The sequence below is a fragment of the Pontiella agarivorans genome (assembly GCF_034531395.1).
GTDB classification, from domain to species: domain Bacteria; phylum Verrucomicrobiota; class Kiritimatiellia; order Kiritimatiellales; family Pontiellaceae; genus Pontiella; species Pontiella agarivorans.
This window is the reverse complement of the sequence record NZ_JARVCO010000012.1, coordinates 769,203-793,687: the sequence shown is the minus strand read 5'-3', so window position 1 is coordinate 793,687 and position 24,485 is coordinate 769,203. Positions and strand designations below refer to the sequence as shown.

General features: G+C 52.6%; 21 protein-coding genes. 3 read left to right on the top strand and 18 right to left on the bottom strand.

The genetic code is table 11. The features are described from left to right. Position 1: 1 nt before the first annotated feature. From P9H32_RS16210 to P9H32_RS16165, 10 genes are all read right to left on the bottom strand, one after another. The gene (locus tag P9H32_RS16210) at positions 2–1,717 is read right to left on the bottom strand and encodes a hypothetical protein (RefSeq protein ID WP_322609964.1); all 1,716 of its coding nucleotides are present in this window, start codon (positions 1,715–1,717) and stop codon (positions 2–4) included. 9 nt (positions 1,718–1,726) lie between these two features. Continuing rightward, positions 1,727–3,181 (bottom strand): tetratricopeptide repeat protein, encoded by a 1,455-nt coding sequence (locus P9H32_RS16205; protein ID WP_322609963.1) that lies wholly within the window; start codon positions 3,179–3,181, stop codon positions 1,727–1,729. Positions 3,182–3,190: 9 nt separating this feature from the next. Then, positions 3,191–3,847, bottom strand: a complete 657-nt coding sequence (locus P9H32_RS16200) for an energy transducer TonB (RefSeq protein WP_322609962.1) — start codon at positions 3,845–3,847, stop codon at positions 3,191–3,193. A gap of 6 nt (positions 3,848–3,853) precedes the next feature. After that, complete coding sequence (locus tag P9H32_RS16195) at positions 3,854–4,264, bottom strand: ExbD/TolR family protein (protein ID WP_322609961.1); 411 nt, start codon at positions 4,262–4,264, stop codon at positions 3,854–3,856. A gap of 33 nt (positions 4,265–4,297) precedes the next feature. Then, positions 4,298–4,924 (bottom strand): MotA/TolQ/ExbB proton channel family protein, encoded by a 627-nt coding sequence (locus P9H32_RS16190; RefSeq protein WP_322609960.1) that lies wholly within the window; start codon positions 4,922–4,924, stop codon positions 4,298–4,300. A gap of 14 nt (positions 4,925–4,938) precedes the next feature. Then, positions 4,939–6,372 (bottom strand): MotA/TolQ/ExbB proton channel family protein, encoded by a 1,434-nt coding sequence (locus tag P9H32_RS16185; RefSeq protein ID WP_322609959.1) that lies wholly within the window; start codon positions 6,370–6,372, stop codon positions 4,939–4,941. 10 nt (positions 6,373–6,382) lie between these two features. Next, positions 6,383–7,132: a DUF3450 family protein gene (locus P9H32_RS16180; RefSeq protein ID WP_322609958.1), complete on the bottom strand. Its 750-nt coding sequence runs from the start codon at positions 7,130–7,132 to the stop codon at positions 6,383–6,385. A 67-nt stretch (positions 7,133–7,199) separates the two neighbouring features. After that, complete coding sequence (locus tag P9H32_RS16175; protein WP_322609957.1) at positions 7,200–10,271, bottom strand: TonB-dependent receptor; 3,072 nt, start codon at positions 10,269–10,271, stop codon at positions 7,200–7,202. A gap of 29 nt (positions 10,272–10,300) precedes the next feature. After that, the gene (locus P9H32_RS16170; protein WP_322609956.1) at positions 10,301–11,542 is read right to left on the bottom strand and encodes a hypothetical protein; all 1,242 of its coding nucleotides are present in this window, start codon (positions 11,540–11,542) and stop codon (positions 10,301–10,303) included. 85 nt (positions 11,543–11,627) lie between these two features. Next, positions 11,628–13,367, bottom strand: coding sequence for a hypothetical protein (locus P9H32_RS16165; protein ID WP_322609955.1), 1,740 nt, complete (start codon positions 13,365–13,367; stop codon positions 11,628–11,630). 509 nt (positions 13,368–13,876) lie between these two features. On the opposite strand from P9H32_RS16165, the gene P9H32_RS16160 reads away from it, so the two are divergent. Together P9H32_RS16160 and P9H32_RS16155 are read left to right on the top strand one after the other, a co-directional pair. Then, positions 13,877–14,674 carry a glutaminyl-peptide cyclotransferase gene (locus P9H32_RS16160; RefSeq protein ID WP_322609954.1) on the top strand — a complete coding sequence of 266 codons (798 nt, stop codon included), beginning with the start codon at positions 13,877–13,879 and terminating at the stop codon, positions 14,672–14,674. Positions 14,675–14,883: 209 nt separating this feature from the next. Next, positions 14,884–15,666: a hypothetical protein gene (locus P9H32_RS16155; protein WP_322609953.1), complete on the top strand. Its 783-nt coding sequence runs from the start codon at positions 14,884–14,886 to the stop codon at positions 15,664–15,666. A 734-nt stretch (positions 15,667–16,400) separates the two neighbouring features. On the opposite strand, the gene P9H32_RS16150 is transcribed toward P9H32_RS16155, so the two are convergent. Beyond that, complete coding sequence (locus P9H32_RS16150) at positions 16,401–17,162, bottom strand: T9SS type B sorting domain-containing protein (RefSeq protein WP_322609952.1); 762 nt, start codon at positions 17,160–17,162, stop codon at positions 16,401–16,403. 451 nt (positions 17,163–17,613) lie between these two features. Further along, entirely contained in the window at positions 17,614–18,393 is a 780-nt protein-coding gene (locus P9H32_RS16145) for an SDR family NAD(P)-dependent oxidoreductase (protein ID WP_322609951.1), read from the bottom strand. Between the two features lie 196 nt (positions 18,394–18,589). Between P9H32_RS16145 and P9H32_RS16140 the strand changes: the two genes are divergently transcribed. Further along, a complete protein-coding gene (locus tag P9H32_RS16140; RefSeq protein ID WP_322609950.1) occupies positions 18,590–19,579 on the top strand; it encodes a LysR family transcriptional regulator in 990 nt (329 codons plus the stop codon). A 65-nt stretch (positions 19,580–19,644) separates the two neighbouring features. On the opposite strand, the gene P9H32_RS16135 is transcribed toward P9H32_RS16140, so the two are convergent. The 6 genes from P9H32_RS16135 to P9H32_RS16110 form a co-directional block, all read right to left on the bottom strand. Then, the gene (locus P9H32_RS16135; protein ID WP_322609949.1) at positions 19,645–20,220 is read right to left on the bottom strand and encodes a hypothetical protein; all 576 of its coding nucleotides are present in this window, start codon (positions 20,218–20,220) and stop codon (positions 19,645–19,647) included. Next, positions 20,221–20,430, bottom strand: a complete 210-nt coding sequence (locus tag P9H32_RS16130) for a hypothetical protein (protein ID WP_322609948.1) — start codon at positions 20,428–20,430, stop codon at positions 20,221–20,223. Beyond that, positions 20,430–20,834, bottom strand: coding sequence for an AraC family ligand binding domain-containing protein (locus P9H32_RS16125; protein ID WP_322609947.1), 405 nt, complete (start codon positions 20,832–20,834; stop codon positions 20,430–20,432). The genes P9H32_RS16130 and P9H32_RS16125 overlap by 1 nt, the downstream gene beginning before the upstream one ends. A 19-nt stretch (positions 20,835–20,853) precedes the next feature. Further along, entirely contained in the window at positions 20,854–21,891 is a 1,038-nt protein-coding gene (locus P9H32_RS16120) for a hypothetical protein (RefSeq protein WP_322609946.1), read from the bottom strand. 120 nt (positions 21,892–22,011) lie between these two features. Further along, the gene (locus tag P9H32_RS16115; protein WP_322609945.1) at positions 22,012–23,484 is read right to left on the bottom strand and encodes a HAMP domain-containing sensor histidine kinase; all 1,473 of its coding nucleotides are present in this window, start codon (positions 23,482–23,484) and stop codon (positions 22,012–22,014) included. Between the two features lie 139 nt (positions 23,485–23,623). After that, entirely contained in the window at positions 23,624–24,301 is a 678-nt protein-coding gene (locus P9H32_RS16110) for a response regulator (RefSeq protein WP_322609944.1), read from the bottom strand. Positions 24,302–24,485: the final 184 nt, after the last annotated feature.

The window sequence follows — 24,485 nt, the reverse complement described above, 5'->3', positions numbered from 1 at the left end:
TTCATTTAAAGATCGAATCGATTCCCATAGCGGATTCGGAAGCGAATTCCGGCACCGCCTTTCTGCTGAAACGCTTCAGCAAAGGATACATGACCGAAAGAACATTCAGCATCACGATTCGGTCAAACAGGCGATAGCCGTGCTCGCCGCGGAACATTGTTTTCAGCATCAGATGCAGGTGCGCACGCCGCAGTTTGAATTTTGAAGTATCCAGCATGAGGACATATCGCGGTTCCTCATATTTCATTTCATATTCGGCTTTCATTTTCTGCAGCCGCTCCACCAGCTCATCGGTGAAATCGAGAAAATAATATTCCCGGACCGCGGCAATGATACTGAACGTATCGTACTGAAACTGAAGATCCTCTGCCGGAAGCCCCAACCGCAGCGCGAGCTCCTTCATCCGTTTGATTTTTTTCAATGCACCGAAGCCCTGCTTCACGGCACGCCGTCCGTCGCTGACATAACAGCGCATAAATTTACGCATAAAATGGTTCGCCACAATATGTCGCCAATACACATTCACCAGCGGCGGAACCCGCAGCCGGCGGAAATAAATATTCCGCGATGCGAAATCTTCGGTATAGAGCAGCTCCTTAATGACTTCGTCAGAAAGTTTGAGCAGTTCCTGCAGCGGCCGCCAATGCGGATCGGGGTAATTCCGACGGTAGTATTCCTGAATCACCTGATCCGTGGTCCGTGTCTGATCCCGGAAAAGCCGCACCGTGACAAAGGCGTTGATTTCATTCCAGACCGCGTTGTCATCCAGATAGGTCAGGCGGCGGAAACCGCTCCATCCGCCGGTCTGGCTCCATACCGAAATCCCGGCCATGTTCTGGCCGATCAGTTTATCCCGAATGTTTTCGTAGTCCCAACCGATGAACGACGGGTATTCGCCGAAGCCCTCATATTCCCGCCGCGCCTGAAACTCCACCAACTTCCGGTGCCCGCCCCGAAAGAAAAGCCGGCTCAACGGAAGATAACGAAAAAAATCGGACGGCCCGTATTTCATGGAAATAATAAAATGCTCATGTTCCAATCCCTGGAAAACCGCATCAAAGGTATCCGGATTCCAGATAATGTCCCCCACTTTCCCAACGCCCACACTCCAGGTGCGGAAAATCAGCAGGCGGTCAAATTCCTCAAAAACCGGAATCAGTGCCTCAATCATCCGGCGGGCCTGCAACGGAGTCTTCAGCACCAGTCGACTGTGAAAATCGCCCTCCACATCCAGCCCGTCCGCCTCACCGATACGGACGATCAATCCGCCAATACCTGGAAAATCGGTAAAGAGCTGACGGCAGGCGTCGGCGGCAAAACGTCGCACATCCTCGTCTTTGGTTCCGATATGTTTTTCAATCGCGCGGTTATAAAACAGCAGATCGGTTGTGATGTACGGCGTGAGCCCGTTTTCATCGGCAATTTCGAACAGCTCGCTGAAAAAAAGGCGATATTCAAACAGCTTATGTATCAGTTCCGGTTCATAAAAATCAAAAATACACAGATGCGCCAGATCATCCAGCGTGATGGCATTGTAGCCTGCATCCGCCGCTTTTTCACAGAAGGTACGAAAATCACACCGAATCTGCTCCAGCCGCTTCACATTCAGTCCATCGCCTTTTTCGAGATGAGCAAAAGGGGCTTTCGACCAGTTGATCACCTCCTGGTCGAAGCCCCTGAAAAACGGCGCAATACCGTCGATTAAAAACAGATCCATACTGATCGATTAACTTCGTGTTTTCGCAATGCGCTCTACCTGTTTCAGATAATCTTCAATATCGGAACGCGGCTTGAGCTCATAGGCGCGACGCAGCAGCGGGATGGCATCGGCATATTTAGCCTGACCCACCAGCAGCTGCCCATGGTACAGCCTGGCTTCGGCTTCAAATTTTTCAATCCCTGCGGCACGCTCATAATAAAAGATCGCTTTTTCAGGCACGTTGCGGCCGTAGTGCTGAGCCAGCAGAATAAGGGCCTCGCCGTCCAGCGGATCAACTTCCACCACCTCCTCCAGAATGGCCACCACATCGTCACCGCCCCCCTCGGCCACGGCCACGCGGGCCTGCAGCTTCAACAGCTCCTTGAGATTTTCCTTATCCAGCGATGACTTCCGTTCCGCCACCCGGCTCAGCATTCGAACCGACTGTTCCAGCGATCCCCGGGCCGCCAGAATTTTTGCCGCACGCAGGGCCTTTTCCGGCTCCGCGCCATCATTCAGTTCGTAAGCGCGCAGATAAGCATCGGCCGCCAGATCCCAACGCTCTTCATTCACATAAATATCGCCAAGCATGGTCATACTTTCCGGGGTCGATTTACCCATGGCATTAACATATTCATAATTTTCCGCGGCCCGCATCGGCTGTTTCAGCCCGAGATAGGCATTCGCCTGCAGCAGCCAGAAATCGGCGTTGTCCGGCTTTTTCCGGATCAGCGTATTGCAGAGACTCACCGCATCACCGAACTTCTGCTGCTTAAAGAAACTGCGGGCCAGCCCCAGCTGCCAATCAATGGTTTCCGGATCGAGCAGAATCGCCTGACGATAGGCCGATTCCGCGCAGAGATGATGATCAGTGGAGCCATAGGCGAAACCCAGCAGCCCGTAGGCAATGGATGTGTGTCCCCCCAGCTCAATCGTTTTGGTCAGATACGGCAGCGCCTTTTTAAAATCCCCGTTGCGCACATGAATCAAACCCGCATTTTTATACGCCCGACGGAAATTCGGAAACTGCGCAATGGCCTCATCATAGTACTTCAGCGCTTCATCGAGCTTATCCTGTTGAAAATAGATATTCGCCAACGTGAACTCAAAGGTTGCCGAAGAGGAGTCTTTGCAGTTTTTCAACAGGAGCTTTTCCGCTTTTTGCGTATCATCCTCGGCCGACATGGCATCCAGAATTTTCTGCATCTGTTCGTATTCCACGGCCGTCAGCTTCGGTTCAATTTCGGTATTCACGCCATAGCTGGCCATAAACTGTTTCTGGAACATTTCTTCATCCCAGATCGACAGGTCCTGAACCTTTTTCGGCTTTGTGTTGACCATGGCTGAAGGCGGCTTACGGATACCGGTCATATCCGGCAGTGCATTGATCAGATCCTGCATTTCATCGGCGCCGGCGACGCCGGCGCAAAGCATCAGCGCGGTGATGCCGGCGGTTTTATAATTTCTGGACATATTCATCATGACGTTATCCTACTTTTGGAAGGTGATCGGCACTCGCATCCGGAACTGGACGGGTTTGCCCTTGCGTTTACCCGGCTCAAATTTCCACTGCTTGACCGCCTTCAGGGCCGGATTATTGAAGGCCGGATGCGTCGACTTCTGAACTTTCAGGTCTTTGGTTCGACCATTCCTGTCGACAAGAAATAAAACATAAACGGTGCCCTGCATGCCTTTACGCGCCAGCTCGGGCGGATAAATCGGGGCCGGCTGATACACCACGCGCGGTTTCTGATCGAGATCGGAGAGCGAAAAAATCGCATCGACTTCATCACCGTTACCGGCCACGGCACCGATGTTGACGGAAAAGTCGCCGCCGCCGAATCCGCCGTCACCGGGGTTCAAAGCCAGTTCAAGCTGCGAGAGATCCAGCGGAGCAGCATCGACCGCCGGGGGCGGCGGTTCTTCCGGCTCCGGTTCAGGCGGTTCCTCCTCTTCCATCGGGGGCGGCGGCGGAGGCGGCACGTTGGCCACATCGACCGTGCGGATGGTTAAATCTTTGGCCGGCGGCTGCGTGATGACCTGAAGAATCGGAAGCAGCATAAAAAAGGAAAAGGTCAGGGCTCCGCCCATTGCGACATTTGCCGATTGCTGCGCCAACTGTTTTAAAAATTTAGCGAACGGTTCCACGTTGTCCTATCCCTGGTTCTTAAGGGTGGAAATACTCACTTTGACGGCACCGGCCAGCTTGGCCTCGTCGATCACCCGGACCAGCAGACCGGACATCACGTTCTGGTCGGCCTGAATGATGACCGGCACCTCTTCCTTCTGCATCATGCGCTTCACTAAAGGACGGATACCGGAAATACCGATTTCGTTGCCGCCATAAACAACTTCCCCGTTCTGGGTGATGGCGATCATGATGCTGGTTTTTTCCAGCTGAACCGACGACGCCGCCTGCGGTTTATCGACTTCCACGCCGGTCTCCTCCACAAAGGTGGTGGTCACGATAAAGAAAATCAGAAGAATAAATACGCAGTCGATCAGTGGCGAAATATCCACCGCCACTTCTGTATTATCTTCGCTGCTGTTGCTGAAACGTCCCATTTGACATACTCCGTAATTCGTATTGCGTAAGGGCTACGCGGCATCCTTTTTCAGGGTCTCTTTATAAATTCGCTGGGAACACACCGTCTGCAAGTGGGCCAGAAAGGCTTTGTACTGCGCATGCTCGCGGGCCAGCTTGTACTGAAAAATCAGACCGGGCAGCGCAATCAGCAGACCGGTTTCCGTGGTGATCAGGGCTTCAGAAATCCCGCCGGCCACCATGCCCATGGTTTTATCGCCGCCCGATCCGCCGGCCAGTGCCGCAAAGGTCGAGAGCATACCGGTCACGGTACCAAGCAGGCCCATCAGCGGCGCAATACTCACGCAGGTCTGCATCACTTTAAGATCCCGGTTGACCGGTGCAATCTCGGTCTGGTTCAGCTCATCAAAGAAAATACCGATCTCGTCGAGGTCACGCGCCCCCATCACAAACCGGATCATTTTTCCGACCGGACCGCGCCCTTTTTCCGGAGCCTTGATCCAGCGCTTCATCTTTTTTTCAGAGACATAAAGATAGCCCTTCGCCCGAATGCGCGAAAAGATGCTGAAGCCCATGTAGAAAATGATGAAGGCATCGGCGGCCAGTGCATACATCGCCCAGCCGCCCGATCCCCAGATCGTCAGCGTTTGTTTCCAGAATTCCTGTAAGCTTAAGTCCATGGATCAGATTCCGCTTACGCCGCCGTCGCTTCTTCAGCTTCTCCGGCCGCACGGACCGAACGGTTGATGAAGAGAATGGCCACCTGTTCCATCTGGTCGGTAATCTTTTTGGCCATACGCGAAAGAAAGGCATACATCACCAGCGCACTGATCGCCACAACCAGCCCCATTTCGGTCGTCACCAGGGCTTCGGAAATCCCGCCGGAAAGCGTTTTCACATCGCCGGACCCGAATACCGTGATCATTTTAAAGGTGTTGATGATACCCGTAACCGTACCGAGCAGCCCCATCAGCGGTGCGGTGGACGCGCAGACCGCCAGGACCGGTGTAAATTTATTCACACGCATCCGCGTCGTCAGCATCTCTTCATACATCACCTCTTCAACGAGTTCCTTCGGTTCGGTGATATGCTCGATGCCGGACGTCAGCATGACGGCTGTCGGCCCCCTGAGTTTGCCAATTTCGGCAGCAGCTTTTTTATGGTCGTTCACCAGGATTGCTTTCAGCACGGGCATCGCCCTCGATTCAGACACTTTCGGCACCAGCAGCAGCTGAATGACTTTGAAAATCGAAATCGCGACACAGAGCACAAACATGCCGACAATCACATAGCCCACTTTTCCACCCTTCGCCAGATGCTCTTTGAAGGTCTCTCGGGTTTCCTCGATTTTCCGGGCGTTTCCAAGGCTTGGATCAAACGGAAAGATACCTTTCTTTTCCGCCACTGTACGCTTCACCATTTCCGTATTCAGCGGATCGGCAAACGGCAGAACGGTCGGCTCCAGCGAACCGAGGCGCTGTTCGGCAATCCCCGCCAGCGAACCGTCTTCCGATGCAAAAAGCGCCACCGGTCCGATCAGCAGGAAATTGCCCTGTTTCACAAGACCGTCCTCGCCGGCAGAGGTTCCGGCGAATGCACTGCCGCCGACAATCTCCTGCAGACGCTGAATGGACGTTTCCACCAGTTCAGTCTGTTTAACAAAAATCTCCTGGTCGGAAAGGTTGCTGTTTTCCGGCGCCAGCGAAGCGGCCTTTACCAGATTTTCATATAAATCCAGCTCGGCAATGTGCAGCCGGGTTTCAAAGTTCCGGGTGTATTCAACCAGCAGATTGGAGATGTAGTTTTTTTCGCCCTTGCGGCTTTTAATATCGGAACGCAGGTTATTCAGATCAAGATTGCGGCTGTCGAGCTGACGCATGATTTTCTGATGTTCAAGGCGCACCTCCATCACCTCATCTTCCAGTGCATTGAGCCCCTTCACCATCGGAAGTTTTTCCCTGGCGATTGCGTTCCGGACATTGGAAAGCTCCTGCAGACTGGCTTCCAGCTTTTCCTGCATAGGGACGGCATTCTGAGCGGACGCCCCCAGTGCGGTGAGTACCAGCAGCGCAACAGCAGAAAGAAAACAGTTGCGGCGCGGCGTGCAGTTAAATCCTGATTTTTTCATCGTATAATCCTTAATCGACGCTTACGGGCAACGGCATAAAGGCCGCGACCTTTTCGTTTTTCAAAATGGAGATGGAGTCGGCAACGGTCCGGGCGATGGAATTATCCTGCTCCCATTTCCAGCCTTCGGAAGTCGGGGTTCCGATGAAGGCAACATCGCCGTTGTTGTTGCAGGAATAGCCGGCCGCATAGCCGATATACATCGTCTGCACTTCAGCGCTGGAGCCATCGGAAAGTTTTTTCACTTCGCTCACCACGGTAATTTCACCGGCTCCTTTGTTGAGCTCGTTGATGATTCCGATGAGGTTCTGATAGCGCTCCGACAACGAGAGCTCCGTCTCTTCTGTTTTCGGAATCCGCTGACTCAGCGATTTGATTCGCTCCTGAACCGGCTCCGGCAGCGACGGCAACAGGTTCAGCACTTCGCGCTCCAGCGTGAAGATTCGGTTAACGAGTGTCGCCGATGCATTTTTCAGCGCGTCTTTTTCTTTAACCAAATCCTCACGTTTTTTGTCGGCGTCGGTAATCAGCGACTGTGTCTCGTGGATTTTGGTATTCAGGGTATCGCGCTCGTTACGGACCAGATCAATCCGGTCGCCCAGAATTTCACGTTCCAGCTCCCATTTCTGCTTCTCTTCCGAGATCAGCTTGCGGGTTTCAACCCACTTCGAGAGCGCCTCTTTCGTCTCATCCAGTTCCTGCGCCTGTGCCCCGAAGGCCGCGCCGGAAACGGCTAAAATTATCAACAGTTGTTTTTTCATGTTTACCTCGGGCTAGAGTTCTATTGTCAGAATGTTTTTGAACAGTGAGTGAATTGTTAGCAGGTCGTTACCAGGTGGTGCTCACACCCACACTGTATTCGATGCCCTTTTTATAGGAGGTCCGAATGACATCCTCACCGGCATATTCAGAGCGGTAGACGGACTGAATTTCCGGATTGAGCAGATTTTTTGCTTTGAAACCGACTTTGAAATGATTGCCCAGTTTCTGCGAAAGGGAAAAGTTAAGCACCCCGTAACCCTTTTCATAAATATTCGGAATATACCGGTTGGAATCCTGTGTTCCCGCAGCCTTCAGCGCATCACCTTTAAAGATGTAAAACAGGCCGAGCTCTGTTCCGAACTTCGGAACCGTATAGGTGGCATTTAAATTATACAGATATTCAGGGGTGCCCATCATATCGCGCGTGCCGTCATCATATTCCGCCTCGATGATTTCGGGGAGTCCGGCCAGCGCATCAAGCTCCGCACCCGAAGCATCCAGTTCAGACTGGATCAGCGTCAGGTTGGCCCCCAAATCCAATCCCTCCAGCGGTTCCCACCATTCACCTAATGACTGGCGCATCTCAAGCTCATAGCCGTTGATGGTTCCTTCCGAATAATTGTCCGGCGTGGTCGCCAGCGTTGCTCCCCCCAGAATCTGCTGACGATAATCAATGACATCCTTCAGCTCCTTATAAAACCAGGAAACAGAAACAAGCCCCCCCGGATAGGGATTATAATCAAAACGCAAATCGTAGTTCCGGATGGAGCTCATCTGCAGATCCGGATTGCCGATAAACGGATCATCACCCAGCGTATCGACCTGCTCAATCGGCACCAGCTCCTTAAAAGTCATGCGGGCGATGGTCTCGGTATACGAACCCCGGAATGAAATTTTATCATGAGGAATAAATTCAAACCCGATCGAAGGCAGCACATCGTTCTGATCAATTACCGCATTTGCCTGATCTTCATTGCCCGCGAAATCAAGCGGACCGTAATTGTTGGCCGGAATATATAACTGCGCATTCGGATCAACATCCCGCATGGTGGTATTTAATTCCGTTTTTTCAAAACGGACCCCCCCGGTAATTTTCAAAAATGAAGCAACGGGTAAATCGCCCATCAGATAAAATGCGGTAATATCCTGGGCACCGTCATAATTGACGTCGAACGGATAATCGCTCATGTCAATCCGCTCATCATTCAGGTAGGAACTCCAGAACTCCTCCCAGGCCATGGAAGGCTGTACCTGCAGGGAACTCAATTGCTGCGTGGTATAAAAACTGTTCTGATCAAACGAACGTTCCACCGAGTCATCAAAGCCGCCGAATTTGAGAAATCCTTCTTCATCGTTCCACGCTTCAAACGGCAGGTTGATATTTCCGAAATACTGAAAACTGTCCTCATCAACACTGCGCCAAGTGCGGATAAGACGGGCACGGCCGCCATCATCATTATACATGCGATGAATCCCGTCTCCATCGTCATCTCTCCGCCAATAGGTTTCCAGCGAACGACGGTCCGGGGTATCCATTGTTGATCCGCTCCACGCAACCGTCCAGTCAATCTCCGGTTCATTAAAGGTAAAAGCAGAACCGATCCGCAGGCTGCCGAGCGGAAGAGTGTGATCTCCGCGCAGCTGCAGACTTCCGGCAGTCCGCTCGGTGTAGTCCAGTTCTTCTTTTCGATTAAATGCGGCAAAGCTGGAAAAATCCTGATTCCCGCCAAAAAGCGCTGAATCAGAATCCGCCCCGCCCGGCGATGTGATGTCATCGGGATCATACCCCGGAAAAAAATAGGTTTTTCCCCGCGTATCTTCTGACAGACGGGCCGTACTCTCCCCGGTGAAGTTGTAGGAATAAAGCAGGTTGACCGCATTATTTTCCGTCTCGGCACCGATGCCTCCCAGGGTCCCCCACTGCAGTTCTTCACTCCCCTGCCGGAAATCATACAGTGACGTGCTCAGCTCCGAACCGGGATTCAGATAAGACGTGCCGCCGAATGTAAGATAGGGATTATCCCCGCTGTATTGCGGCGTCATCGTATCCTGCAATCCGCCGTCATTCTCCAGCCAGTATTTATCATTCCGCCCTTCGCTGTACGAAGCATCCCGCTTATAGAAAAGCGATCCGACAAATCCGACTTTCAGATCGGAACCGACCGCAAACTTATCCCCGGCCGTTAACGACCAGTCATACATGGGCCGGCTGTCCCCGCGTTCAACCCCCACAACCCCGGACCATGGCGTGCTGATATCCTGCGGTTGTATGTCATCTGCTGTATGCCCCCACGTGCCCATGTCTATGGCATCATCGACCGGAAAATCGCTGCCGGCATCGCCAACGTTGGTTTTATATTTTGTGCCGATTTTAAACTGCAGCACCCGTTCATCCGGAATCCCTTTGAGTACAATATTCACCGCACCGCCGGAGGCATCGCCCTGCTGATCCGGCGTAAAGGTTTTGGAAACCTGCATACTTTCAATCATGGCCGAAGGAAACTGATCGAGCTGAACGGCGCGTTTATCCGGGTCCGCACTCGGCAGGCGAACGTTGTTCATGAGCGAGGCGACGTAGCGATCCGGCAACCCGCGTACCACCGCATATTTTCCGTCCTGAATCGTCGTACCCGGAACCAGGGTCAGCGCCTGCGCAGCATCGGAAGCCCCGGCTTTGCTCATCAGATCCGCTCCGACCGAATCCATCATCGCCACGCTTTCCATACGCAGATTCAGCAGGCCGATTTCTGACGCACCGCCCAGGCTGATCTCCTTTACGACAAGCTCATCCATCTCTTCATATTCGCCCGCCAGCGACGCATCCATCTCCGCCAGTTTTCCGGGCGACACAATCACCTGCGGCTGTGTGAAACGGGTATAGCCGCCCTTGCTGAACATCAGCGTATAGGCCCCCGGCTCAACCTGTTCGAGGAAGTAGCTTCCCGCATCACCGGTCACCGCCTCCTGGCCGGTTTCCGAAATCACCACTTTAACACCGGGAAGCGGCACTTCAAAATCGGCATCCATCACCATACCGCGAATACCGCCCTGCTGAGCGGATGCTCCGCAGATACAAAGAGACAAAACAAATAAAAGTCGTAAACAGTTTTTCAATTCACACCATCCAAAATCGTACACATTCTGTTCCACCGAAACCGGCGGATCCGTTACCAGGGCGTTCCCAGGTCATTCCGCATTTCATTCAGCCGCTCCCATAGCAGGTTGCCCGGCTCAATATGGTTCAATGCCAGAGAGCAGCAGATCCGGTTTAAATCATCCGCCTGCGGTCTTGAATTGGGATTAAAGGTTCCCTCGGCAATCGCCTCTTCATACAGCTCCAGCGCAACATCGGTTTTTCCCAGCGCCCCGTATACTTCAGCAACAGCACATACCCGGGCAGCGCGTTCCATATTCACAATCAGCTCCCGGTGTTCCCGGTAATAAGCCAGCAGCAGATCCACCTCTTCCGACGCTTTTTCATCCTGCCCGGCCTTTATCATCAGTTGCAGAACCCGGGCGGCTTCTGTTACATAATAACGCGGACCGGATTTCAGGCTTTCAACCATCGATTCGAGTTCCGTAAGAATCGGGAGAACAGATTCGATATCGTTATGTTTCACCGCAATCGCAGCAAATTCCTGATACAGATCAATTTTCATGAATACCGGAACCCTGGTAAGAGCGGGCTTTATTTCCTCATTCAGAATCCGGTTCAGATTCACCGCGTCATAATGCTGATCCACCGCATGCACCAGCGCATGAAAACCGAAGTACGCAATTTCAAAATTTTTGTGGGTGGTTAAGGGCTTGAGCCGTTGAATCGCCTCCGCCGTATCAGCGGCATTTTCCACCATGGCTTCCGCATTGAGAATGGCCGCATTCACCTCACCATACCGCCCTTCCGGAGCGACAGTTCCAACCGTCTTACGGCTCATACGCCGGACTTCCTCCACACGCGTCAGCACCGCCTGGTAACGCTGATCAACCAGCGTATCAATCAGAGGATTTTCTGTGCTGGCGGCAACTTTTCCGGAACGAATATCTTCCGACATTTCCAGCGCCGGATAAACCTTCGCCAGAAAATCCTCCGCCTTCTCCTGCATCCCCAGCTCCGCATAATATGCGGCAATATCCGCATAGCCCATCCAGCGCTGCCAGTTCTGAATATCATTCACAAAGCGTTCAGCCCTATCCGGGCTGTTCAGTTCCAAACAGGTCCGTGCCGTTTTCAGCTGTGCCCGGGACCGGTTTTTAATATGCGGACGCAGCGGCATCTCGGAGACTCCGGAAAAAGCCAGCTCCAACAGCTGTTCCTGAAACGGCGCCATTGAAACCGCAGTTTTCGAAGATGTTTCAGCTCCTGCCACCAGAACCGTCGAAAGCACCAAACCTGTCACTAACCGCATCATATTGCTCACCTAACACATCCGTTTAAAAAAGGCTGGTGGCAGAGCAATCCGCCACCAGCATATTCAGATCATCTATCGCGATGCCTTACTTCACTACGCGGAAGAATTTAGTCTGGTCTGCAGCGGCATCCGCCCAGGCCATTTCCTCCCCGGTACCGATCAGCGTGGCTTCAACAGAAGCCGAAGAGAAACCCGCATCAGCCGAGCTCTGCACGAAGTATTCAACCCCTTCGTCGGTATCGAAGGTCAGAGCCACACCGCCCTGAACCATATCGTTGATCATCACGCCTTCACCATGGCTGGAGCTGTCGATCAGGCCGAACTGGTCTGCAGCAGACCATCCCAGCAACCAGTTATGCGTTGCACTGAAACCGCCTGCATAGGTGGCTTCCGTGAAGAATCCATCCGCAGCAACCGAAGCGCCCATATCCACGGCATCGTTCGCAGCGCACGGATCAAGGCTCAGCACCGGGCTGATGGTTTTACCTTGTGTGCTGGTGAACCCAGTAGTATCGCGGGTAATTGAGGCAATCGGCATGGCCGCCGGCTCAACAATGTTATTGAGTGCCGCATTGGTCTGCCCCAGCAGGTTAAACCAGGTGTAGTTATTGTTGTTGTAGAACACACAGTTTTCAAAACCGGCCAGCGTACCTTCGCCCTGTGCGGTATAGATGGTCCACGGCGCAATACCGATGCTGTTGGAAGGCAGGTTGGTATACGACTCAGAGAAAACCTGATCAAACGTCAGCGTTCCGTTGTAGCCATAACCCTGAGCACCGTCACCGTCATCGCCATCTGCACGAACCACATGTTCAGAAACATCCATGAAGATGCAGTTACGATACTGCAGACGGGCTCCATCGCGCCAGGCCGTTCCGCCGTCACCGTCTTCACCGTTGCCGTTACCCTGCCCGATGGCTGTGAAGTTGGCGATCACGCCTGTCGTTACCGGCTGGGCATCGGAATCTTCCGCACCGTCGTGCTCGAAAATATTGTCCCCAACGCCGGACCCCTGATCATAGTCACCGGAATGCCCCTGAACAATCAGACCGAACTGAGCCTTACCGCGCCATCCCTGGTCGATATCAAAGCTGTCATCCCCCACGTTCCAGATATTCACGTGTTTCAGATTCACTTTACCGCCCCAGATTTCGATGCCGTCATCCACGTTGTTCATGACTTCCACATATTCGATATCCGTGGCTGCGCCGACACCGCCGAGGGAGAGACCATTCAACTCAACATCCGGCTGAGAAGTCTGCTGACCGCCGTAACGAATCGACAGGTATTTGATGGAACCACTGTCATCGTTATCATCGTTACCGCCGTAATACGGGCGGGTATCCCCCACATAGGCCGCACTCAGGCCTTCCATGATTTTATCGCTGTTGCCGTCCGGATCTTTTGTATTCTGCACATTGTCCGAACCGATAATTGCGGAGCCTTTATAATGCGAAGCGGAGATCATGCCGTTACCGCAGATGGCAATAGACCCCCACTGGTTGCACTGCGCCTGCCAGGCGGAAAAATTATCGTTGGTCGAAGTGAAGATCACCGGATCATATTTGGTTCCTTCAACAAACAGCTGGGCACCGCGGGTGACCCCCAGACTGCCGTCGCCCGAGTTTTTAAACACCACTCCGGCTTCGAGCGTCAGTGCAGCACCCGGCATAACGTAAACAACGTTCGTCAGGCTGTAGTAATCTCCATCCGGCAGCGCCGACAGGGTGGTGGACGTCTCGATGTCCTGATCAATATAGGTAGCGGCCGCGCCGGCCATACCCGCTGCAGCCATAGCTGCTGCAATAATAAACTGCTTTTTCATTAATTTCTCCTTTAATGAACATTTGATTTAATTCGATGCGGTCACCCGCGATAAATAAAATGGCGCTAAAGGGGAGAACCGGAGGCCGTTTCTTTTCTACCTTCCGTATTCGACAATCCAATTGAAGCGTTAAAGTGAAAAGGGTTCGTTGATTAAAAACCGTTCCAATTGAATTGCTCCCTTCAACGCCGATGATTTGGCCTTTCCAATGTTTGGAAAACATTAGGGAATGTTATGGATGCTGTTGGCGCTTTATGGCCCGTTCGCTAGAAAAGAGTTAGCGTTCTGTTTACCCCCTTTAAAATCCCCGGTTTTTCAACCCCTGGAAAACAAATCGGCGCCCGGCTTTTCCGAACAGTGGAATAAAAAAACGCTCCGGCACAAATGCACCGAAGCGTTTTATCCACGATCTCATGACAGAAGGACCTCGATATCTGCATCTCTGTTTCCTCTTGAACCCGCCCGCCTGCACAGGCATTTTTCACAACGGTGTAACCTTCAGGATTGCGATGAACAAATGGATCTCCGGAAATTTTCAAACGATTGCGTTAATACTCATAGTCTGCGGAATGCCGGTTGCCCGGGGACTCGCTGCAGAAGCGACCTATAACATACTGAAAACCACGGATCATGATCCGACCCTTTTCACTCAGGGGTTCATGGTCGATGGCGACGAACTGATTGAAAGTTCGGGCCTTTATGGGCAATCCCGAATCCTGCGCTACAAAATTGCCACGGGAAAAGTGATCCATAGCCGGGACCTGCCTGCTTCTGTTTTTGCCGAAGGCCTCCACCTGCTGAACGATTCCGTTTATCTACTGACCTGGCGGGAAGGCTGCGCCTATCGACTGGATGCAGCAGACTTCAGCATTCAGCAGCGCTTTGTGCTCGAAACCGAAGGCTGGGGACTGACGCACGACGGTACGCACTTTATTCAGAGCGATGGATCCAACGTGCTGTATTTTCGCAACAGCTCAACCTTTAAGGTGGAAAAGCAACGGCCTGTTTACAACGGAATGCGGCGGCAGAATAATCTTAACGAACTGGAGTATGCCCGGGGACTGATCTGGGCGAATGTGTACATGACCCCCACCATTGTCGCCATTTCGCCGAACAACGGACGCGTGGTCTTTTCACTGGACCTGTCCGCCCTCGCCGCCCGGCACAACGATGGAGACATCGGCCACGTTCTCAACGGAATTGCCTACGATCCGCAGCGCGACGCCTTTTGGATCACCGGAAAATGCTGGAACAAACGCTACCTGATCCAAATCAATCCGCCCGAAACCGCAGCCCCGGAAAAATAAATGGTGGAGGAAACCGGTCCGGAAAAAGTTCCAACGTTTGGAACGGTCTAACGTGTAGGGTGCAAACTCATTCACCACATCGTCGAATCCCTTTAAAATGAAAAAAATTAACGACCCTTCTATAAACGGAATAGACAGATTACAGATAAAGTCTATGGTGATGCGCTTATTTTGATAACCGGCACGAATCTTATCTGGACTCTGTAAGAATGAAAACAACACTTGTAATCATATGTGCGCTCTCCCTTATAGGAAGTACGGCCTCCTATGCAGACGTAACCCTCTTCGATGATGACTTTTCCGCATCGACAATTGCAAATGACGGACGGATTTCCCGGGATGATGTCGGGGAAGGATGGCGCAAAAATACAAATTCCCTGTGGACTGCGTCCGGTGGGAACCTTGCCAATGCGGGCACAAGTTCCGGGGTGCCATCAGAGGGTGCCGTTGGGCAGGTGATTTCCGTGACCACAACGGATACAAGCCTGACCAAAATCCAGGTTTCGTTTGATTATGTGGTCGGTACGGGATCGACACTTTATTTCCACCTTCACGGCTATACGGAAAACGGATCGCCTGCTGCAAACGAACCACTCGCAAATACCGGCGCGCAAAACGGCCGCATTCAAAATCAGGCGGACGACAAGTACGCTGATATCAGCCTCCTGGACGGCAGTGACCCGGAAACCGGGCCCTCAGGTCACACCTTATTTGCGGCCGGCACATCCGGAAGCTACGCGCAGACATTCGATCTGACTGAATATTCCTGGTCTGCCGATGAACTGCCCGGGGTTTCAGGAAGCATCGGGAGTATCGTTGACTTCGATCTCATTCTGGCGGCTTTCGCTTCAAATGTGACGGAAACGGATGGATCGGGAGCAATCTCAGTCGATAATTTCAAAGTCACGGCCATTCCGGAACCGGCGGCCCTTGGATTAGTTGTACTGTTCGGAAGCAGTTTCCTCTTTGTTCGGCGCTTCTTCGATAAATAACCTGTCCCAATACTCTCAAGGCCCCGTTTTAAGACTGCGTAGATTCGATGAACCAGCCAATCTTGGGAACGGCCCAACGAGCAGGACGCGAACAGCTCTCATACCGCCGGTGATTGGAAGTGAACAGCGCCGAACCGTCGCGTGCCCAAACGAACGCTAGCCGAGGTCCTTGACCTCCTTCGCTCGGCGGCGGGGTCGCGGCCCCGCCCTGGTCCCCGACCTCGCTTTGTACGCATATGAAGCTGCACCGAAAAATAAATGACGGAGAAATCCGGCCCGGCAAATCTTCCACTCTTTGGAACGGTCCAACGTTCAGGATGCGAGCGGCTGAAAGGTTTCATTCTTCAACTGTTTCAGCCCTGCAATCACGCCTCCTTTTTCCAATCCTTGGAAACCCTAGATTCGGGGAGCAGGCGAGCCGCCTGCGCTACGTTTCCGGATCCATTGAAAGTAGAACAAGCGTCCCGCTTGTTTTTACTTCGCTCTATTGCGCAGGAAGCAAGCGGGACGCTTACTCTACGTTGCTAAAAAGCCGTCTGTTTACGGTTCTACGTAAATTTTCTGCTAAAGCTGGCGATTTAAAGAGCCCTGCCTTCCTCTCAGGAATTTATTCGCAACGGATTGATAGACATCATCCGTTGCTTTCTATCAATCCGTTGCCCCTTCCATAAAATTCTACGAAGAGCCTTTAATAGTCAGGTCTTTATTGAGCGGCTTATGCTCAAGGAATACGACTAATCGGTTTCGATGACGATGCCCTTAAAGATGTTCAGCGCGGTGGTTACGTTGGAAAGATCGGGATTGACGGCGCCGTCGCCTCCCGAGATATGCCCGTGCCCGATGAGCTCGGCCAGCACCACAGCAGCTTCCGGTTTCAGTTCGGCGCTATAGACCAACGACGGCTGGCCATTCGGGTTTTTCAGATAGACCGGATCGTCCGTAATGTTCGTTTTGTTGAAGTAGTCATTGTCGTCAAAGGACTTGTTCACCTCAATCATGATTTTCGGATTGCCCATTGCGGAATATTTCGAAACCAACGAAAAACTGGTCAGCGGTGTGGCGGCGGAGAGACCGTCGATGACCGCCGAACCGGCATCCGGCATAAACAGGCCATCGGCCGATTTCACGCCACGTGCATGGCTCCAGACCGGGAGCGCCCCGGGACGGCGGTTTTTCCCGCCACTATAATTTCCGGTGGCCGACTTGCCGGAAACATATAGCGTTTCCAGATAGTTCCCTGCCGCATCTTCCAGCCAGACCGCAACCTGCGGAATGGACACCACCAGCTTGCCATCCGGCAGGGTTCGTTTCGTCATGTATTCCGCCCCGGCAATAAAGTCGATCTGAATGCTTCGGCCGGATGTTTCCGATTTTGTGGTGATGATATATTCCGTCTTTTTCCGGATTTCATCCTGCCTCCGCAGTGTTTTCCCAAAGCCGACAATCTGTTTAAAGGGAAAGAAGGAATAGGAAATTCCCACAATGAAAAGGGCCACAATGCCTGATAAAATCGGACCAATGAAACGCGTCTTCTTTTTGGTTAAATACGTTTTGAGCGGTTTTGTAGTTATTGAAGATATGAAACAGCGCCAGTATCAGAAACGATAAACTGAAAATGACATGGAAGGCCGACAAGCGGTCATTATATTTCCAGATATAACTCAACACGCCGGTCACAGCCATACCGACAAACATAAACGCGATAAACAACGACACTAAAGCTCTTGATTTCATATGGTTCTTTCCAATGTGATTTACAGGTCCTGAGGCATGCGAGGCTTTCCAGACGCACCACCGGTCGATCCGTTCGAAATTAAAACCATATTTCACTCAATTCACCGGATTCCAGTTCCTTGGCGCAGCTCAGGTAATAGTTCCGGTTGGGGGCGTTTTATTTCCACGCGCGCAAAACCGGGGCGGGCCCGGCTTGCAAACGTGGTGAAGGGTTCAAATGCTGCGTATGAGACCGCCTTCGGCACGGATGCAGGATCCGTTGATGACAGAAGCGCGTGCGCTGCATAGGAACGTAACGATGTCCCCGATTTCTTTGGGGTCGATCAGGCGGCCGATCAGGGAAGTCGGTCGGTTCTCGAGCATGAATTTACGTTCAGCTTCAACGGGTGACAGACCGGGGAAAACATCCTGGATAAACTGTTCCACGCTGTCGGTGCGCGTGGGCCCGGGCAAAACGGAATTAACCGTCACCTCGCTGCCTTTGGTTAATTCAGCCAAAGAACGTGAAATCCCTAATTGCATCGTTTTGGTTGCGCTGTAGTGGGCCATCTCCGGAGCCGGACTAACGCCCGATTCGCTGGAGATAAAAATCAGACGGCCACTTCCGCGCTTCAGCATGCCCTGCAGAAAATGCCGGGCAAGGCGGACGCCGCTCATGATATTAATGTCAAAAAGTTTCTGCCATGCTTCATCGGACTCGTCAAAGAAACCAACCGCTTCGTAGATGCCCAGATTATTGACGAGAATATCGACGTCCTTCAGCTGAGTGATCGTTTTGTTGCAGCCCTCGACGGTTCCATTGTCGGCAACAAGAGGGATTAGCTCGGCACCCGGAATGGCGATCTGCTCGATGGCTTCGTCCACTCCTTTCTTTGTTCGGCCGTTAATGACCACCCGCGTCCCTTCTGCAGCCAGCGAGCGGGCGATTTCCAATCCTATGCCGCTTGACGAGGCGGTTACCAGCGCGGTTTTCCCTTCTAATTCAAGGTTCATAATGTATCTCCGTTTAATGTTATTTTTTTTTCGGGTTTAAGGCCAAGGGCGGATCTCAGGATTCCCGCCCGACGTCATGGTTCATGCCTATTCCCCGCGTTCATTCGTTTCGATGAGCGCAAGGTATATCGGCCGGACGGATAACACAAATAATAGTAATTTGACCTATCCATTATAAAACTGATAGATAGGGCGCATGATAAATCTCGAATGGATCCGCACCTTTAAGGCCATCTATGAAAAAGGTAGCATGACCGCGGCGGCCGAGGTGCTGTTTACCTCACAGCCCGGGGTCAGCCTGCACCTGAAATCGCTGGAAAACTATATCGGCTATCAATTGTTCGAGCGCTTGCCCCGCAAACTGGTGCCGACCGAGCGCGGAAAAATGCTCTACAATGCCGTGATCGATCCGTTGTCCCGGCTGGAGGAGATCGAGCGAAACGTGCAGCGCAGCGGGAAGACCGATGTTCCGAGCATTACGCTGGGCATGTGTTTTGAAACCTTTCAGCTTTGCCTGGAATCCTCGGTGCCGGAGCTGCCGTTCAACCTGATTCTTGAATTCGGCGACTACCACGAACTGCTCGGCAAGCTGGACAACAACGTGATCGATCTGGTGGTGACTCCGCGCAAAGAGGCGATCACAGAGATTGAATACCGCGCATTCTCACAGGAGCACATTCTGATTGTGGCCGGCTCCGCCACCGACATCAGCGGATTCAACCGGGTTGTAAAAGCGCAGAAAAAAACGGACCTGCTCGACTGGTTGATCGCAAAACGGTGGTATGGGATCGCGGGGGACAACGAGCATCTCCATCGGTTTTGGATGCAGAACTTTGACCGCCATCCGGATTTCCGACCCAACTATATCGTGCCGAATATCCAGTCCATCCTGCGCTGTCTGGCTTCCGGCGACGGCCTGGCGGTCGTCCCCGACTTTCTGGCCCGGCCCTACATCGAACGGGGGGAAATCAAGATGCTCTGGGCCGGCTCCCGTCCCCTCACGAACACGCTCTATTTTGCCCGCCGGAAGCGGTCTCTGCATACGGAAGCGCTCGACCGGATTGAAGAAATCATCAGCACCCGCATGCCGGCACGTTGTAGGGCGGGAACGGTTGAGCTTGCGAATCCTTCCCGCCGAATCCCGCACCGCCGGGCGCACCGCCGAACCGATCGCCCGCACGGCTGAAAGGTCTCGTTCCTCAACCGTTTCTGCCCTACAAATTACACGCTGCATATAGCGGGGTATTCGGCCTACGGTTTCAGTTCATTTAAAATTTTTGCTTTAATCTCCTCGGGTCGGTCAATGAATACATCCGCCGGATCCACTCCCCGGCCGGTCAAGAACTGCAGGTTCTGCGCAATGAACGCATCACTTCCAATGACGTAAAACTGATGATCCCGATCGTTGGCGTAGTCCGCCAGGTGATCATAAAATTCGGTTCGGGATGAAACCCAATCATTGACATATTGAGGAGGTACCGCGCGCAGTTCTTTCTCATAGACAAAGCTGCCATCACGATCGACATTCAGGTTAACCAACTTCGGTATTCCCGTTTGGTCTGCAAGAAAAGCCAGAATGAGCGGACGAATGGTTGCAACACCAACCCCCATGGAAACCATCACCAGCGGTCTGCCGTTACGGGCCAGTTTGAGTTCATTCTTCGGTTTGAATGCAATCATCTCCGTTCCGACTTTAATGCTGGAGAATCGCTGTTTGTATGTGGACCCGCTTCCGGGAATTCGTGTTGTGAATCCCAGCTGGCCTTCGTGCGGCAACGTCATAATTGAGAGATGCCGAACCAGCGTTTTATAGGTGGTATGCATCATCTAGGCATAGGCCGCCGATTCACGCGTTTCGGTAAAATGCTCTTCAACCTGCCTAATAAATGTCCTGAAATCCTGAATACGATGCTCATCAAACTTTCGCGAAAGTTCATCTGGCCGTTCGCCAAACGTTTTGAAGCACAACGCGGCAAACAGAAGCCGAACCAACGCTGATTCATGAGTCGATCCCAACGCCAAATGGATTTCATCCATCAACACGCCGCAGCTATGCGCCTGTTGCTGGCGGGTAGAAAAGACCGGAACAGCCGTCGCATCAATATGATGCGGCGCAAAAAAAGGAAGCCGAATTTCCGTGCGCAACTGATCGATAAACCGGGCGTGATCAGCAGCATTTTTCCCTCGGGTCGCCGATCGAAATCAAACGCCTGCACCTGATTGCGGTTCACATAAATAATAGAGCCCGGTTGAACCGGATATTCATGGAAATCCACAAAATGGATACAGGTTCCTTTGGTAATGAGAATCAGGTTGTTGAAATGCACGCGGTGCGGCTTCGACGGATCATGATTCTTAAACGGGAACCGTTTATAAAATGCATCCAGCTCGATGTATTCAATGCCGAAATCATCGCGCTCCTTCGCCTTATATTCCAACATCCGGGATCATTGACTTGCTCTACGCAGAAGCACCGCGTTCGATGCGGCGATGAGCATCCATCAGTTCGCCCGGATTGGTCTGGGCGGCAAGGAGCGAAAGTTCCCCGCAAAGCACCTGCGCGGCGCAGAGACAGGCGAGCCGTTTCGAATTTTCGCCGGGTTCGCGGTTTTCGGTCAGGCCCATGCGCTGCATATTTTCCAACACAAAATCGAGGCCCTTTCCATTGCCGACCGTGCCCATAATCAGATTCGGCAGGGTGACGGAAAAATAGAGGTCCCCTTCCCGCTCCTCGCAAATCGTGAACCCCTGCGAACCTTCCACAATGTTGGCGGCGTCCTGCCCGGTCGCCAGATAGAATCCCAGCAGCATATTCGCAAAATGAGCATTCGCACTGCGCGATCCGCCGGCCAGCAGCGTGCCGATCAGGTTTTTCCGAATATTAAGCTGCACCACTTTTTCGGGGGTGGTTTTGAGATAACGCCGACACAGTTTTCCGGGGATGGTCATTTCGGCCACGACATATTTGCCCCGGCCGAGGATGCCGTTGACGGCGGTGGCTTTTTTATCGGAACAATAGTTGCCGGAAATCGAGCCGTATTTCAGGTTCGGGTGGGTTGAAAGAAGGTGATTCATCAGCGCTTCGGCCGCCTGCGTGCACATATTGTGGCCGGAGGCATCGCCCGTCGTGAATTCAAACCGAATGAACAGCAGGTTGGCGGCGATCTGGGAATTGACGTTGATCAGCCGAGCAAACCGGCTCGTCCCCTCCACCACCTTTCCAAGGGTTGGAAAATCGGCCTTAATTTTTTCCAGGGACTGGAAGGCATCCGACGCATCGGGCGCTTCAAAGAGCACGGAGCGGGTCATGCGGTCGTCGATGACCGTGCACTGTATCCCTTTATCGCACTTCATGGAAACGCGGGCCCCGCGATTCACTGACGGCCACAGCGGCGTTTCATAGGTCGCCAGCGGCACCTCGAATTCACCGTCGATAACCGGTCCGGATACCTTTAAAGGTCCTACAAACTGCATGGGGATCTGTGCAAATTCACTCATAGTCTCGTTCCTCGAAAAGAAGAGAATCTAGGGGGGACATCCAGCGGTGTCAAATCCCCTCTTTCATGTCAGCACGTCCTCAGACGCACCCCCTTTTTTTAAAGGCACCCGAAACGCCGCTCAGGCTACACGGCCTTTATTCGGATTTTCCAGCGGAAGCCATACCCTGAAGATGCAACCATGCGGTTCGGCCGACTCCAGCTCTACGCCGCCTCCGTGCAATTCTACAAAGGCCTTTACGAGACTCAACCCAAGTCCGTTCCCCGGAATGGTACGGCTGTCCCCGCCCCGGTTAAAGCGTTCAAAAACTGATGCCTGATCCGACGGAGGTATGCCCGGCCCGTTGTCCACCACTTCGAATCCAGCCTGATTTTCATTCTGGTAAAGACGGACCTCCACCCGGCTTCCGGGCAGGGTGAACTTGATGGCATTATCCAGCAGATTGGAGATCACCCGTTGCATCTTACTTCGATCCGCTTCCACAAAAACCGGCGCTCCCGAAAATGTGTGCTCCAGTGTTATTTGTTTCTCTGCGGCAAACGCAGAAAATATCTCGATTGATTTTTCCAGTTCGGCACCTAAATCGATCGGTTCCCGATGCAATTCCATCACCCCGGTTTCTGCGCGGGCCATATCCAGAATATCACTCACCAACGGCGTCAGTTGGTCGCATTCCGCGATCACCATTCCGGAAATCTCCGCGCGTTCTTCCTCGGAAGCCGCATTCCAGTCCATGGTTTCGACCAGTCCCCGTATGCGGGTGATGGGGGTGCGAATATCGTGGGCAATATTGGCCGTGACCTCTCGTAGTTCCCGCACGAGCTTTTCGATGCGTGAGGCCATTCCATTGAATGAGCGGCACAGCTCCTCCACTTCGGCGCCTGCCCTGCAACTCTGCACCCGCTGTTGCAGATGCCCCGCATCAAACACTCGGGCGGCTTCAGCAACCCGTTTAACCCCTTCCATCGCATGCCGTGAAAGGAGCAGCCCGGCTATCAGGCTGAACGGCAGAAAAACCACCAACAAACTCAGCAAAAAAATGCCCCAGCGCCGAAGCTCCATCATCCCGGCCGAAAAGTCGTCCGAGACACACAGAATATTTCCATCATACATTTTCCGGGCAATAAAAATCCTTTTCATAAAGCCCGACGAATGAACTTCTGAATTTGTTTCCTTCAATTGTTGCAAGAGTGTTTCCCGATTCATAGGAATCGGACCGTCTGCGTCCCCCCCTATAATTCCCCCCTTGGGATCCAGTAACAGCAAACGGACTCCCGGAACCGAGGCATCGCCAAACGGATTTATGAGAAATGCGTCCAACGCATGGAAAATTTCGTCGACCGATTCCGAATGGGCAATCCACATTTGGCCTCCTTCCGAGATAAGGATTTCCATCCGTTCCCGCCCGGTGGATGCAATCACTTCATAGCCCAGGCCATCGTGCTGCCCTTCCGCTTCAATAAGAGCAATTTTTGCCGTAGGAAATTTTTGATAAAACGCGGTCTGAAGTTCTTCCGACCACTGGTTCATCAGGATTTTCTGCGGCTCGTATTCCGGAGCAGTGCCCACATACTTTTCCGTTAGAAATACCATGGCCCGATCCAACTGAGTCAAGGCATCTGATCGCAACTGCTGATACACCATGAATAAACTGATCCCAAAGGTAACCAGAAGCAACACCAGAGTGAGTCCCAGGCTATACCGCACCATCCGAAAACGAAAGGATCGGCTTTTACTGGTCTTTGATGGTGAGCGCATAGCCCGCCCCCCTTATCGTATGAATCAGTTTCGGCTGATAGGCCCGGTCAATTTTTTCCCGCAGTTGGCAAATCCGGGCCTCCACCACATTGGTCTGCGAGCCCGCATTATACTGCCAGACCTGTTGCAGAATCGTATCCTTTGAAACCACCCGATTCTCCTGACGCATCAGATAAACCAACAACATGTATTCCAAGGGTTGGAGCAAAATTTCATCGTCATCCCGATAGACCTTATTCCGAAGAATATCCACCCTGAGATTAGCCACACAGAGTTCCGCCGGCGGATGCTGATCGTAGCGGCGCAGGCGCGCTTCAACCCGGGCCAGCAGTTCCGCAAAAGAAAACGGTTTTACCAGATAATCATCAGCCCCTGCACGTAAACCCAGCACACGGTCCTCAATATCGCTTTTAGCACTCAGAATCAGAATCGGCGTATTCCGCCGGGCATCCCTGAACTGCTGAATAATCTGAAGTCCATCCAGGCCGGGCAGCATGAGATCGACAATGAGCAACGAGTGATTCCCCGCCAGTGCCATCTGCAATCCGTCGTCACCGCGGGGGGCATGCTCAGCGGTGTAGCCCGCCTGCCGCAACCCTTTCAGCACAAACAAAGCAATTTTTTGATCATCTTCTATCAATAATATATCCACGAACCGCCCTTCCTCTCGAAAGGCATAGTATATACCTGCATAACCCAGACCAGCGCAATCAACCGAACATGACGAAATGGTTAAGTTCCTGAAATTGCCTCTCGAGATATCCCGGCACTACGTTCCCTCCATGAACAAGACCGCGGAAACTCAATCATCTGACGCGGAACCAATGGGAGCTAAA